The 14,145-nt window shown below is 59.0% G+C and carries 14 protein-coding genes; all 14 read right to left on the minus strand.

The genetic code is table 11. The annotated features are described in order from the left end of the window. Positions 1-77: 77 nt before the first annotated feature. Positions 78-584 carry a hypothetical protein gene (locus tag ACFO5Q_RS09230; protein WP_068151783.1) on the minus strand — a complete coding sequence of 169 codons (507 nt, stop codon included), beginning with the start codon at positions 582-584 and terminating at the stop codon, positions 78-80. Then, positions 581-1,315, minus strand: a complete 735-nt coding sequence (gspN, locus tag ACFO5Q_RS09235; protein WP_068151780.1) for a type II secretion system protein N — start codon at positions 1,313-1,315, stop codon at positions 581-583. Before gspN ends, ACFO5Q_RS09230 begins: the two co-directional genes overlap by 4 nt. Next, a complete protein-coding gene (gspM, locus tag ACFO5Q_RS09240) occupies positions 1,315-1,788 on the minus strand; it encodes a type II secretion system protein GspM (RefSeq protein ID WP_068151778.1) in 474 nt (157 codons plus the stop codon). The genes gspN and gspM overlap by 1 nt, the downstream gene beginning before the upstream one ends. Then, complete coding sequence (gene gspL / locus ACFO5Q_RS09245; protein ID WP_068151776.1) at positions 1,785-2,900, minus strand: type II secretion system protein GspL; 1,116 nt, start codon at positions 2,898-2,900, stop codon at positions 1,785-1,787. The genes gspM and gspL overlap by 4 nt, the downstream gene beginning before the upstream one ends. Then, positions 2,897-3,883, minus strand: a complete 987-nt coding sequence (gene gspK / locus ACFO5Q_RS09250) for a type II secretion system minor pseudopilin GspK (protein ID WP_068151774.1) — start codon at positions 3,881-3,883, stop codon at positions 2,897-2,899. Before gspK ends, gspL begins: the two co-directional genes overlap by 4 nt. Beyond that, positions 3,880-4,491, minus strand: a complete 612-nt coding sequence (gene gspJ, locus ACFO5Q_RS09255; protein WP_068151771.1) for a type II secretion system minor pseudopilin GspJ — start codon at positions 4,489-4,491, stop codon at positions 3,880-3,882. Before gspJ ends, gspK begins: the two co-directional genes overlap by 4 nt. Further along, a complete protein-coding gene (gspI, locus tag ACFO5Q_RS09260) occupies positions 4,491-4,862 on the minus strand; it encodes a type II secretion system minor pseudopilin GspI (RefSeq protein ID WP_068151767.1) in 372 nt (123 codons plus the stop codon). The genes gspJ and gspI overlap by 1 nt, the downstream gene beginning before the upstream one ends. Continuing rightward, positions 4,855-5,343 carry a GspH/FimT family pseudopilin gene (locus ACFO5Q_RS09265; protein ID WP_068151757.1) on the minus strand — a complete coding sequence of 163 codons (489 nt, stop codon included), beginning with the start codon at positions 5,341-5,343 and terminating at the stop codon, positions 4,855-4,857. Before ACFO5Q_RS09265 ends, gspI begins: the two co-directional genes overlap by 8 nt. Positions 5,344-5,347: 4 nt before the next feature. Beyond that, positions 5,348-5,809 (minus strand): type II secretion system major pseudopilin GspG, encoded by a 462-nt coding sequence (gspG, locus tag ACFO5Q_RS09270; RefSeq protein WP_068151754.1) that lies wholly within the window; start codon positions 5,807-5,809, stop codon positions 5,348-5,350. A gap of 11 nt (positions 5,810-5,820) precedes the next feature. After that, the gene (gspF, locus tag ACFO5Q_RS09275; protein WP_068151751.1) at positions 5,821-7,053 is read right to left on the minus strand and encodes a type II secretion system inner membrane protein GspF; all 1,233 of its coding nucleotides are present in this window, start codon (positions 7,051-7,053) and stop codon (positions 5,821-5,823) included. Beyond that, positions 7,040-8,536: a type II secretion system ATPase GspE gene (gene gspE / locus ACFO5Q_RS09280; RefSeq protein WP_068151748.1), complete on the minus strand. Its 1,497-nt coding sequence runs from the start codon at positions 8,534-8,536 to the stop codon at positions 7,040-7,042. Before gspE ends, gspF begins: the two co-directional genes overlap by 14 nt. A 7-nt stretch (positions 8,537-8,543) precedes the next feature. After that, the gene (gene gspD, locus ACFO5Q_RS09285) at positions 8,544-10,484 is read right to left on the minus strand and encodes a type II secretion system secretin GspD (RefSeq protein ID WP_231727326.1); all 1,941 of its coding nucleotides are present in this window, start codon (positions 10,482-10,484) and stop codon (positions 8,544-8,546) included. Between the two features lie 12 nt (positions 10,485-10,496). Next, positions 10,497-11,297: a type II secretion system protein N gene (locus tag ACFO5Q_RS09290; protein WP_197421267.1), complete on the minus strand. Its 801-nt coding sequence runs from the start codon at positions 11,295-11,297 to the stop codon at positions 10,497-10,499. Positions 11,298-11,481: 184 nt separating this feature from the next. Beyond that, positions 11,482-14,079 carry a TonB-dependent receptor domain-containing protein gene (locus tag ACFO5Q_RS09295; RefSeq protein WP_197421265.1) on the minus strand — a complete coding sequence of 866 codons (2,598 nt, stop codon included), beginning with the start codon at positions 14,077-14,079 and terminating at the stop codon, positions 11,482-11,484. Between the last annotated feature and the right edge of the window lie 66 nt (positions 14,080-14,145).

Genomic DNA, 14,145 nt, shown 5'->3' on the forward strand with positions numbered 1-14,145 from the left:
TTAGGCCTGTTTCACAAATGTTTAAAAAGACTGCAACAAAGCACCTGCCCAAGCGCCCAATTGTTACAGTTTTGATATCACTTACAGCCGATCAACCCAATCACAGGCAGTACCGCAGACCAGCCGTCAGCTGTTTCAATCGACACCATACCTGATGGCAGCTTCAGTCCCTGCTGCAAACTGCGCTTCGCTTCAGGCGTTACTGTGACATCCAGCGCGAGGTCTGCCGTTTCGAAAGACTGGCTTTCGAAATATTCCAGCGCGATCCGCCCCTTTTGCGACATCCGCCTCATGGGGCTCTCGACCCCATCAATCATCATGACCGCAGAGCCGTCAGATTTCTGGAAAAATACCAGCGGCGCATCATCGCGCTTAAGCCACAGGAACAGGCCGCATTCCCCAGCCGCCAACGATTGCGCGGGCAGCACGCTGAACCGGGACAGCACTTCGTCACTGCCAAGTGGCTGTACAGCCATTTGAGGTTTATTAGCCACGCGGCTTTCTGGCGGCGTGCTGCCGGTGCTCGTACAGGCCGGGAGGCTGAAAGCCAGAACGCAGAGCGCGAGCCGGTTGAATTTGGTCATAGAAACATATCCAATTCAAATTGCGCGCCCAAACTGCCGTCTGCCCTTGGGGTAAAACTGTAACGCGACAGCAACTGGCGCAGTTCATCAGGTATGTCCGCCCCTGCCGCCGGTGTCAATGTTGCCGACAGGGGCTGCGCGCTTTCACGGCCAATATTACCGTCGATGGCAATGTCCAGCCCCTGCATGGTACCGCGCATCATTACCTGCATCTGCCCGTCCCGGCAAACCAGCTGTCCCGTCAGCACCAGGCCTTCAACCCCAAACCCGCGCTCCAGAATATTGCTGCGCATATCGGCAGCCCCTTCCAGGCAACGGCCACCGGCCGTAACCCGGAATGATCCACCGGTCAACCGAAGCGCACCGGACATCCCTTGCTGCCCCAACCGGGCTTTGGCATCCAGCATCATGTCAAGGTTGCTGATCTGATGGCCGCCGTCAGTCTTCCAGCGAAAACCGCCTTGCAGATTACCGCCAGATAGTTTGATATCTGCCTCGGGCGCCCCCAGAAGAAGTGACAGTCGGCTGATGGAAAAAGCGGCATCGCCAAGCGGCTGGCCCAATGCAGTCACCTGCCTGAGCTTGCCTTGCCACATCGTTCCTTCTGTACCACTGTAGGCGATACCTGCCGGCGTACCAAGCACGGGGATCACAACACTTGCCGGCACGCGAACAATCGCGAACAACAGGAAGACAACAAGCCCGGTAAGGAACAAAGCTCGCCCAGACATCACGCGCCCCTGAACTCTAGCTGCACCCGGACACGGCCTTCAGCCGAAGTCTTTTGTGCCAGCACTTTCACGGGCGCGATGCCATGCGCTGAGCCAAGCTCCTGCAGCCAGCGGAAAAAGACAGCTGAGGGCACGCTTTCCACCCAGACAGTCAGGGCCCCGTCAGCGCCAGGCTGTAGGCGGCTGATGGCAACCCCACTGTCCCGTGCGGTTTGTGCCACTGCAACCCTGAGGGATTCCTTAGCGCCTGGGCGGCCCGGCTTGGTACCGCGCGCGGCTTCAACTTCCGCTGCACCCTGGGCGATCTGCTGGTATACAGCCTGGGCACGCTTGAGCGCACTTTCGCTTGTCCGCTCGTAGGCGACGAGAGGACGAACAAGAGCAAAATACCCAAACACAAAAACCGCCAACGCGCCGGCGATGGTCACCATGGCCCGTTCCCGCGCCGTCAAGTTTTGCCAGAACTCGGTCATACACGCCTCCTGATCGTCAGTTCCGAAGAAACGCGTGCGCCTTCAGTGCGGCTACTGCCTTCCGTGACAACAAGGCCCTTTTCAGCCAAACGCGTCTTAAAGGCCTCGCCCTTGGCAAAGGATGCAAAGGTCACTGTCAGCACCAGGGTGCTGCGCTCACCGTCAAACCGCACGCCTTCAAACATGGTGCTGTCGTCACCGGCTAGGGCATCTGCGGCCAAGCTGGACAGGATCATGAACTCACCGCCGCCCTGCTGGCGTACGTCCTGCACCGCCCGGCGCATTTGCGCCTCCATATTCACCACTCGGCCAACATTCGGCAGCGCTTCACTGAAACGCTCTTCGGCCTTGGCATACAGCGTATCGGCCCTATTGAAATTGTCCGTCGCGGCATAAAGACTTGCGCCGATCCACACCATCAGGGATGCCGCAGCAAGAAGCCCAGCGCGGCGGAAGAAGATGACCCAGTCAGCAACCCCAGATCGCGGGCTGAACGCCCCCTGCAACAGGTTGCCTTCCGCTGCCTGCGCATGCACCAAAAGCTCTTCAAATTCGGCATCAGGCATCTGCTTTGACGCCGCGCCCGCTTCTCCCAGCATTGCCGCTGCCAAGTCAGCCTCAACAGAAAAGCCTGTGCCGTCGCTGATGCGCGCAACAACGAATTCACCAATCTTGGCGGCAACAGCGCCCTCCTCTGGCACCGGCAGCAGCATATAGTCTGGCACCACCGCGCGCACCGGCAGGCCATGAGCACCAGCAAATCCAAGGGCGGCCTGCAAAACGGATCTTGCCATCACACCAACAAGGCGCTCGCCTGTCTCGGCCTCCCGCGTGCCCATCAGGGCAAAATGACGTTCTTCCTGCGCCAGCGCCAGCCTGCCATCCAGAAGCCCGGGCAGAATTTTCATCAGCTTCGCGTCGGGAAAATCCGGAACCGATATCCGCTGACTTGCAACTTGGCCACCGGGGATAACCAACACGGTGTCTGCGCCCGCCTTTGACGCGAGAGCCTCTGGGGCAATCCTGCCGCGCAGGGCACCACCATCCACCAGCAGGGCCTCACCCACCGGCAGACCATCATGGCCCAAGTTTATGACAAGGGTTTCACTCATTGAAATACTCCAAAACGGTGGCTGGCCACATGGGCAGCCCCGTCATCATTCAGCCAGATTTCGCTTGTCAGGCGGCTGATCCCGTCATGAAAGCGAACCCGAACCTGGCTCACCACCCGCTGCGGCTTCACCGCAGTCTGGGCGCGTATGTCCTGTTCAACTGCCTTGCCTTCAAACGCGCGTTCGAAATAGAAATCGGCGATATCCGAATAACCGCCCGAGGGCCGTGTGGCGATCAGCCTGGATGCGAACTCTAGGCTTACGTTCGGCCCAAGAATAGCCGCCAGAAGCGGTGCATCTGCCAGGCGCAGCACATTCACGTTCAGGACCGTATCGGCCGTATTGTCGCGGGCACAAAGATGCGCCCCCACGCGAGCCAGGACCTCGGGCGTATAGCCCTTCACCAGGCGAAGCTCCGTCAGGTCCCGAACCAGTGTATTGGCGGTTCTGTATGGCGTATCGAGCGCCGCATAGTCATAGTCTTCCGCCCCCTGAAGGACAGGGCGCGTGTCGCTATCGATCCAGTCAACCAGCGCGCCAGTCAGCCCCACTGCTTCGCGCTCGGCAAAACCAAGATGAAGCAGAAGGCGGCCATACTGCGCCATGGCCCGCTCGTCCGCCTTGTACCCGCCGCTACCGGCCTTGGACACAAGGCTGTTCACATTGAAACAGTTGCTGGCATCGCTGATCACGCCTTCGATCTGGCCGCCGTCGATCGGATAGGAAACCACTTTGGCCTCCTCCAACCTCGCCTTCGCTTTCCACAGCTTTTCCGCAGCGGTTAGTGCCAGCTGTTCGCCGCCTAGGGCATAATAGCGCGCCTGCTCGAACATCCGGCTTGCCGTATGCCGTTTGGTCATGAAACCAAGCGCGTCAAAGCTGATCGCCATGCCCGCCGCCATAATGGACACCAGCAGCATAACGGTTACCAGCGCCGCGCCGCGGTCTTCCCGCAACCTTTTCAAACTCACGCGCGGCATCATGCCTGCCCTCCAACCAGAAGAACAAATCTCAGGCTTCGGCCATTCGCCATCTGAAACGACAGTTCAGCCAGATTCGGCAAGGGCTTAAGCGCCACCTCTGGGCGCCATTCCTCAATCCACTGGCCCTCGCTTTCAAAGCGAAGCGCCATGGCTTTCACACCTTCAAGCATGACCCGGTCGCGGGGCTTATTGGCTGTTGTAATGTCTGTGCGTTTGAAAGTGCGGCGCACCAGCTTGTCACCTTCCAGCACATAATCCACACGCTCGAGCGCGCTTTCACCTGTGTCCAGCACCGCCCGCATGCCGCCGCCGCGTACAAGGCTCAGTTTCAGGCCGTCCGGCAGATAGGCGCTGCCAGTGAAACCGCGAACTTCGCCCATTTCCATTCGGGCTGGCCGATCAAGCGCCGCCAAAAGGTCGGCCTTTATCACTTCCCGCGCCAGCGTGATTTCCGAAACCCGCCCATCAGCCGCCTGAAGCATCTCCCGGCCGCTTTGGTAACTGGTCAGCAGCGCAACGCCTGCGGCACTCACCAGCGCGAAAATAAAGGTCGCCACCATGGTTTCGACCAGGGAAAAACCAGCATCATTTCGGATACGGAATAACATTATTCAGCCCTCCGAAATCCGGTCAGGGCCGCAAGCTCGCGTCCCTCGTCCGCGGCTCGCACAGAGACCTGAACCAACATCAGGTCGCCGCCGTCAGCAGGCCGCACAGTCTGGCGCCATTCAAAGGCCACGCCCATCTGGGTTTCCTGACCAGTGGTGATGCCGGAAAGTGGCGGATTTGTTTGCCCAAGCACAGTGGCCAAACGGTTGTCCGCAACCGTCGCAGCGAGTGCACGATACTCCACCGCGCCGGTCATGCTAATGGCCTGGGTCTGATGTTCGAGGAGCGACACGGCGGCGAGCGCAAGGATCGCGACCGCAACCAGCAGTTCCACAAGGGAAAATCCGTCTTCTCTTGCGGTATCAACCATCGGTCTTCACCTCAAAAGGGCCCAATTGGGGCACAGTCATAGTGCCCTTTTTCGCCCCTGACGCCAGCGTAAGCGTAAAGGCCGGCTTTTCACCCGTGGGCAGGAAATAGACATGGGCCTGCAGATCCGTGTCAGCGACATCCACTACTGCCCCTTCGACCGTGATATCCAGAAGCCGCGCATCGCCAAAGCTGGCGCTGCCCGCATCAATGGTCGCATCCGACGGCACCCAGCCACTGTCTCCGAGGACCAACAGGTCCATCCCCGTATCCGAGAAATGCACCCCCATTACCTGGCCCGTAATTACGGCCTGGCGCTCCACCGCCACCATCAGGCGACCGGTGCGGGACAGCGTGTCCAGAAGCCTGTCATCCCTTGAGGGCATCGCCAGCACAACGGCGCTCGTCATAAGGCCGATGATGGCCACAACGACCATCACTTCCACCAAGGAAAAGCCTTTATCGGAACGCCAGTTACGCACGGGATCAGCCTTCCTGTTCGGTCCAGTTGCCGATGTCGGCATTCAGGCCTTCACCGCCCGGACGGCCATCCGCGCCGTAGGAGAAGACATCAAACCGGCCGTGTTCGCCCGGAATGAGATACTGATAGGGGTTGCCCCACGGATCACGCGGCAGGCCCTTGATATAGCCTTCGGTGCGCAGGCCACCTTTTGGCGCCCTGGCCAGCACGTCAATGCCTTCTTCAAGGCTTGGGTAGCTGAGCGTGTCCATCTTGTACATCTCAAGCGCCTGGGAAATGGTCTGCACATCGGCGCGCGCCTTTTCCACCATGGCCCGGTCCTGGCTGGGGAGCACATTCACCACAACAACAGTGGTCAGGAGGCCGATGATCACAATCACCACCATCAGTTCAATCAGCGAGAAGCCATCCTCATTGCGCGCAGACGCCTTGAAGGCCGCTTTCAGTTTGGTCCAGACCTTGTTCATCACGGGTCTCCTTACATCAACACGAGGCTGTTCAGCCTCAGGATCGGCAGCATGATTGAGAGCACAATGGCCCCGACAATGCCGCCCATAAAAATCACGATCATGGGTTCAAGCAGGCTGAGTGCCGACTTGGTAAACCCGTCGAATTCGCTTTCCAGATAGTCTGCTGACTTGTGCAGCATCAGCCCCAACTGGCCGCTGCGTTCGCCAGCCGCCGCCATATAGCCAAGCATGGGCGGCAGGCCGTCAACCGCCTTCAGGGCAGCTGCCACGCCCTTGCCTTCGCGAACCTGCGTGCCCGCAGCATCAAGGCGCATGCGAATCTGCGCGTTTTTCACTGTCTGGGTTGCCGCTGTCATTGCCTCCAGCACCGGGCTACCACCCTGCACCAGTGTGCCGAAGGCGCGTGCGAACCGAGCACCGTTGACCGCGCGCACCAGCTTGCCGACAAGCGGCAGCCTGAGAAGCGCGCCGTGAACCGACAGCCGAACAGGCGGCCGCCTGAGCGCAAGCACACTGCCCACGACCAAAAGCACAAGCCCAAGCAACAGCCACAGGCCGTAGCTGGTGAGGAAGTTGCTGACGCCCACCACAATCTGGGTGAGCATGGGCAGGTCACTGCCGAAACTGTCGAACTGGGCGACCACCTTGGGCACCACGAATATCATGAGCGCTGTCACCACGCCCGCTGCCACTGTCATCAGAACTGCGGGATAGATTAGCGCGCTTTGCACCTTGGCTTTGGTTTCCTGGGCTTTTTCCCGGTGGTCTGCGATGCGGGCAAGCACGGTACCCAAGTCGCCCGACGCTTCACCCGCCGCCACCATGGCACAAAAGAGGGTGTCAAACGTGGCGCTTTCAAGCCCCATGGCAGCCGAAAGGCGCATGCCTTCCATCACATTGGCGCGCACGCGCGTGATGACGTTGCGCGTGGCTGGTTTTTCCGCCTGTTGCGCCAGTGCGGCCAGGGCTTCCTCAACCGGTGAGGCAGCCTGCACCATGGTGGCCAGCTGGCGGGTCAGGAGCGCCAGGTCTTTCTGGCTGATCTTTTCAGTGCGCAAAAACTGCGTAAGCCGGATGCCACCTTCAGCACCGGCCTTTCCGCCGCGGGCGGGCCGCAGGTCCGTTGGATAGAGCGCCTTGGCCATCAGGCGCTGGCGGGCATCGCCTTCACCGTCTGCCGTAATGGTGCCGCGCCGGCTTTTGCCCGCGCCGTCAAGCGCCGTATAATCATACGCCTGCACCTGGGGCCTCCTTCACGCGCGAGACGCGCATCACTTCTTCAACGGTGGTCACACCCTTCATCACCAGCGCCCGACCGCTTGCTGAAAGCGTGTCCGCATTCCGGAACGCATGGTCTGCCATATCGGCTTCGGACGCGCCGTCCTGGATCATGCGCTGCAGTTGGTCGTCTATCCGCACCAGTTCATAGATGCCAACCCTGCCGGAATAGCCCTTGCCGCCACATGACGGGCAGCCCACGGGCTCAAAAAGCGTTGCAGCTTCGGACGCCTGCGCACCCAACTGTTCCCGGACCAATGCCTCATTGTGGGCTGGCTTCTTGCAATCGCCGCACAGCTTCCTGACCAGCCGCTGCGCAAGAATACCCTTGACCGTGGACGCCAGAAGGAAAGGTTCCACGCCCATGTCGCGCAGACGAGTAATGGCCGCCACAGCGCTGTTCGTGTGCACGGTGGAAAGCACAAGGTGGCCGGTCAGCGATGCCTGGATGGCCATCTCAACCGTTTCCATATCCCGGATTTCACCAACCATCACCACGTCAGGGTCCTGCCTGAGGATGGCCCGAAGGCCAGAGGCGAAGGTCATGCCCACCTTGGTGTTCACCTGCGTCTGGCTGACACCGTCAAGCGCATATTCCACAGGGTCTTCAACCGTCATGATATTGCGGCTCTGGTCATTCAATAGCGCAAGGCTGGCATAAAGCGTGGTGGTCTTGCCCGACCCGGTCGGGCCTGTAACCAGAATGATGCCGTTCGGCTCAGCCAGCAGGTCCCGTATGCCGGCATGCACACTTTCCTGCATACCCAGGTCTTCCAGCGTCAGTTGCGCGCTTGAGGCATCCAGAAGCCGGAGCACCACCCTTTCGCCGTGCCGCGACGGCAGCGTGGATACCCGCACATCGAAGGTGCGGTCCCCCAGCTTGAGCGAAAGCCGTCCGTCCTGCGGGATGCGTTTTTCCGCGATATCAAGCCGGGCCATAACCTTGATGCGTGACACCAGATATGGCGTCAGCCGGGCCGCCAAGCTGGCAACCTCGTTCAGCACACCGTCGATACGAAGGCGCACAGACAGGCGGTTTTCAAACGGTTCCAGGTGGATATCCGACGCCTTGGTCTTGACCGCTTCCGCAATCAGGCTGTTGATCAGGCGGATCACCGGCGCTTCGTCTTCGCTGGCCAAAAGGTCTGCCGCTGCAGGCATGCCTTCAAGCGCGCTGTCGAGGCTTTCGGCAGGCATGTCACTGTCGATACCTGCATCAATGCCCTCAACTGCATGCATATCGGAAAGCATGGCATCGAACGCCTTCTTGTCCATGCTGGAGACATTCAGGGGCCGTCCAGCGACACGCCGCACTTCGGCAAGCATCATCGGGTCCGCGCCTTCACGCAGGGCGACTTCAGCCGCACCGTCCAGCATTGCTGTCACCGCAATGCCGTGATCGCGGGCGAACATATAGCGCAGAAATGGTGCCTCTTTTTCAGCCATGAGCCAGTTACCTCTCAGCCCCTTTGCCCATCACTTCTTCCACCAGAAGGTCCAGCGACAGACCGGTTTCCGATGCCGCCTGCTGCGCCCGCATATAATTGTATTTCTTGGCAGTCAGCGCCTCTGCGTCACCTGCTGACCGTACAATGGTCGGACGCAGGAAGATCATCAGGTTGCGCTTGGAGCGGCTTTTGCTGTCAGACCGGAAAGCACGACCGAGAAGCGGGATATCGCCCAAAAACGGCACCTTGTCGACTGACACGCTTTCGTTTTCCTCAATCAGGCCACCCAGCACGACAATCTCACCATTCTGAACGCGCACAGTTGTCTGGATTTCGCGTTTGTTGGTGATCAGCTCATTGGCGCCTGTTGTCCCTGCGATGGACGAAATCTCCTGGCGGATCATCAGGTGGATTTCCTCGCCCTCGTTTACTTGCGGCGTGACCTCAAGCTTCACACCCACATCCTTACGTTCGATCGTTGTGAAGGGGTTGGTGCTGCTGCTTGTCAGCGTCTGGCCCGTGGTGATCGGGATTTCCTGGCCGGAGAGGAAGCTGGCGGTCTCATTGTCCATTGCCATGATCGACGGGGTCGAGAGGATGTTGCTGCCGTTGTCCTGCTCAAGCGCGTTGAGAATGGCGCCGAAAATTGTGCCGCCGTCCGTTTCGCCCGCGATACCGAGACCGAAACCGGAGAAGCCAAGGAGAGATTCCACAGCCGCGGCGCTTGCGAGGTCTTTTGCGGACGTGCCGTCGCCGTCACTGTCGTTCAGTTGCAGCGCGCCTGTAAGCGCCAGGATATTCGGCGCCGTGTTGGAATAGTTGGCCACGGTGAATGGAATGTTGCTGCTCTTGCCGCCCGCAAGAATATATTGAACGCCCAGATCCTTCGCCGCTCCTTCCGAGACTTCCACCACGATCGCTTCCACCAGCACCTGCGCCCGCGGCACATCCAGCATATGGATAACGTTGGCGATGCGCTGCTGCATTTCAGATGAGGCATTGATGACGATGGCGTTGGCGCCCGAGTAGGCAGAGATCATGACATCGCCGCCGGCATTGCCCTCGCGCCCCGTCATGGAGCGGGTCACGGCCTCCAGCATCGGCAGCATTTTTTCCGCCGTGCCGTAGCTGAGCTGCACTACACGCAGGTCCCCGCGGGAGGCATTGTTGGCGTCCAGCTCCTTCAGGACCGGCAGGAAAGTATCGATAACATCCGCGGGACCTTTAAGAACCAGCGTGTTGCTGCTGTCGAGCGGTAGCGCCGTCAGCGACTGGGTGACATTGTCGTCAAAGCCCGGCTGCGTGGCCAGCTTGACAGCGATATCTGCCATCTCGGATGCGCTGGTGTTTTCAAGCGCCAGCGTGCGGATCACGGAATGGTCGATATCCAGGGTGGCTACCAGCTTGGCGATGCGCTCAAGATTGTCAGCAAAGTCTGTCACGATAACCACGGGCGTGCCCTTGCGGGCAAACACACGACCCTTCTTGAAGGAAAAGGGCTTGATGGCCGCCTGCACCGCCAGCGGGTCGGCATACTTCAGCGTGAAAACCTGGGTTATCAGCAGGTCGCCCTTGCGGGCCTCGTCCACCGGGCCCGCGTCTTGGGCCGCGACTTCGTCCGGCACCACCTTGAAGGCGCCTGAGGCTGTCGGGACCAGGGTAAAACCATTAACCTTGAGTGCAGACAGGAAGGTCTGGAACACGCCCTCAATAGTGACCTGTTCAGTGGAGACCACATTGATGGTACCGCGCACACGTGGGTCGATGATGAATGTCTTACCGGTAATGGTGGCAATATCATCGATGAAGGCGCGGATTTCGGCATCACGATAGTTGAGCACATGGCCCTCCGCTGCCAACGCTGTCGGCGCGAAAGGCACCGCAGCCAGCATCAATGCCCCGACAAGCGGCCTCATGAGCCATTGAGCATTCTTAAAAACTTTCATGATCCAAATTCCCTAGAGCCCCAGGCTGAGACTGCGTGTCTCGCCCCGGCGTTCGATGGTGAGATCGATACGGCGGGCACCTGCCAGCTCTTCGCCGATCTCTGAAATACGTTCAAATGAGTTGAGCGGCTCGCCATTGGCTGCCAGCAGGATATCCCCACCTTCGAGGCCAAGAGCCGCTGCCGCCTCGGGCATATCTCCCGGCAGGCGAAAACCGATGATTCGCCGGTCACGGCGCACGGGCTCAAGCTGCAGGTTCGCCAGATAGCTGAGTGCGCCGCCAGTGGCGCGTGAGCTTGTTGCGGTCGGGCCGGATGCCGCAGCCATGGGCCGCGCTGCGCGTTCACCCTGCGGGCGCAGGTAAACCGCTTCCAAGCTGCCGGAGCGGATGATTTCAAGCCGGTCTTTATATACGCCTGCCAGCTTCACACCCGGCGATATAATGTCACCCACACGGACAACCTGTTGGCTACCGTCTTGGGTTTTGACAATGGCGCTGCCTTTGCCGTCGCCCATTGCACGAAGGCCAAAAAGTTCAAGCTTGAGGCTGCTTTCCGGTGCCGCTTCCACGGCGGAGACGGCGCTTATTTCCGGGACGGCGCGAAAGAAGGGATCGAAGCCGGTCAGCATGCCGGTATCGGCATCTGAGTGCGCATTTTGGGCGCGCGATGCTATTAAGGGCTGCGCCGATGGTGTCTGTTCGGGTTCCATGATTCGGAACATCAGGCCGGATGCCTGATAGGCAATCAGAATCACCAGACAGAGCTCAAACGCCAAAATCCCCAAACGCAAGGCGCGGGGCTGGCGGGACACAGGTGTCACCTGTCTTTTTCCATGTCCATACGTGTCCATGAAACTAGTACGTCTCCAAAAAGCATCATCATTCGTTTTTTTTGTGCCGGCATCTTTGCGCCGTTTTGTTGCACTTTTTTTGCGGTGGCCGATTTTTCGTGCTCACCAAGGCCCGCCGCCGAAGCGACGGGCCGATTTTTCGGTGTTAGAACTTGTATTTGAAGCCAATGCTGAAGGTGCGACCGATTTCGTACCCTTCGGTGATAACACCGTCCTGCACGTATTCGATTTCATCACCAAGCAGGTTTCCTGCTTCGAGACTCACTTCAAGGATGTTGCTACCCACTTCAAACTCGCGGCTGTAGACAAAGTCCAGAAGGAGCGGTGGGTTTTCATATTCGTCACCCGCGCCAAACACACCCAGGAGCGCCTGACGGCGGCCGGTGTAGTTCAGGATGAGGGACATATTGTCCACGTCACCGCGCCAGCCAAGCTGCGTGTTGGCAAGCCATTTGGACTGGCCCTGGAAGGTACGAACTGCGTTCGTTACAACGCCCAGGTCAGCGGTCGCTGTCACAGTTTCAGAGTCGATATAGGAACCGTTAGCGCGAACATAGAACTCGCGGCCATAAAACTCCCAACCAAACCAATCCTGCACATCCAGGATTTTTTCGACTTCAACCTCGATACCCTTCAGCTCACCGGATTCACCGTTCACGTAGGTGATCAGGCGGCCTTCACCAAGGGCACGGCTGCTGCGCTCGATCGGGTTGGAAAACTTCTTGTAGAAGGCACCAATCGTCAGGCTTTCACCCGGCGCGAAATACCATTCGAAGCGAGCGTCATAGTTGTCGATTTCGGCAATCCGCAGTTCAGGGTTACCCTGTACGGAAATGTTCCGCTCGTCATCCAGGAAGCGGGCCGTTGAAAGCTCGCGGGCTTCCGGGCGGTTCACTGTTTGGCTGTAGGCGAAACGGATCTGCATGTTGTCGACGATTTCATAAGTCATCGTCGCGGCAGGCAGCCAATATTCGCCCTTCTGGGTCACAAGAAGCGGATCAAGCGTAATACGGTCAACCGTATCAATCACCTGCTCGCTGTTCTCATAGCGCCAGCCAAATGCGAACCGAAGGCGTGGGCTGATTTCGATATCCGCACCCAAGTACCCCTGGATATTTTCGAACTGCGCGGAATAGAAGTCAGACGCATCGAAAATCTCGGTCAGCGTAATGCCGCCTGGGCGGATGTTGCCTGGGCCGAAGATGATCTCAGGCGCCAGCGCCCGCAGGTCTGTGCTGATACCCGCCGGGAAGGCGAAGTTATAGCGCACCAGACCGAAGCTACGGTCTTTGTCCTGATAGGTGAAACCACCTTTGACGTCAGCCAGGAAGCCGCCGATATACATCGGCTGAACGAAGTCCAGGCCGAACTCCATGGTTTCCTCATCAAGGGCGTTATAGACGGTGGTGTTACTGTCTGTCCGCGCCAGGATCAGGTCGGCGTCAAGCTGTGGGTTATACTCGTACGTGGTATCGCGGCGCAGGGGCACATCCCGGTCGGAACGGGAGATGTTGGCGCGCCAGTTGATTTTCGTGGTCTGGAACGTGTCGCTATCGCCGAACAGATTGACATAATGCTCACCCGTCAGCTGGTTGGTCCAGACCTGGCTTTCGATCCAGTCGATGAACGACCGGGTCCGGAGCGCGTCTTCCTGTGCAAACTGACCTTTTTCGATCAGCGCCCGCTTGCTGCTATCGCGCAGCACCGTACCGGTGAAGTTGATCGAGTGATCAGCGTTGAATTCATAACCAAGCGACAGGATACCATTGAGCGAGATATCAGTGTTGGACTGACGCACACCGCAACCACTTACATCTTCGCCGTCAAATTCAGGCATGTCGCACACTTCAGGAGCGGCGTTCGAGCGGATAACCGGACCAGCGTTTGACGTGGTCACCGTGCGGCGAACACCGTCACGGTGCCGCTGGTTGATATCGTAAGTAACAGCGGTGAAGAAACCAAACGCGCTTTCGTCACCAACATCATAGCGGTTACCCCACACCAGGTCGAAACCGGCGCCTGGATAAAGCGGTTCGCTGTCGATGGACCAGATGTTCGGGATCGCTTCGCCTGCGGCTTCCAGCTCTTCCGGCGTCAGGCTTGCGAGCGTCACATCCTTCAGGAGCTCTTCCGGAATGTCGCGGCGGGAGCCACCAAAGCCGAAGATTTCGGACCCAGTGCCATCGTAGTTGAGGCCCGTCTTGCCGGTTGCTTCAGTGTTGTATTTGCCTGAGATGCCGATTTCCAGAACGAAGTCGTCAGGAATGGCCTTGGTGCGCAGGTCAATCACACCACCACCGAAATCAGCAGGGAATTCTGGTGAATAGGTTTTCTGCACCAGAACGGATGAGATCAAGCTGGTCGGGAAGATGTCAAGCGGGACAACCCGGCGCAGCGGGTCCGTGCTCGGGATGCCCGAACCGTTCAGGAGAGTTGAGGAGTAGCGGTCACCAAGACCACGAACGTACACATAGCCGTCACGCGTCCGGGAAAGGCCCGGCAGGCGCTGGATGGCACTCGCGATGTCGCTGTCACCCGCCAGGGCAAAGGCTTCGCTGTCGAGGACGTTGGCGATTTCAGACGTCGCGCGCTTTTCGTCTGGCACGTAGCGGCCGGTAACCGTGATTTCTTCCACGTCTACCGTCATAAGCTCCGGCTTATCTTGAGCGATTGCTTCGGCCGGCAGTATCAATACCGTCGAGGCCAGAAGCACGCTTTTCAAACTCTTTTGGGTCAATTTCATTTCGGGCACCATCAGTTTTCTTTACTTATGCTGAGCGCCGCGGCACGGCACGAGCCTGAGCCCTGC

The sequence above is a fragment of the Kordiimonas lipolytica genome, assembly GCF_042651265.1.
Taxonomy (GTDB): domain Bacteria; phylum Pseudomonadota; class Alphaproteobacteria; order Sphingomonadales; family Kordiimonadaceae; genus Kordiimonas; species Kordiimonas lipolytica.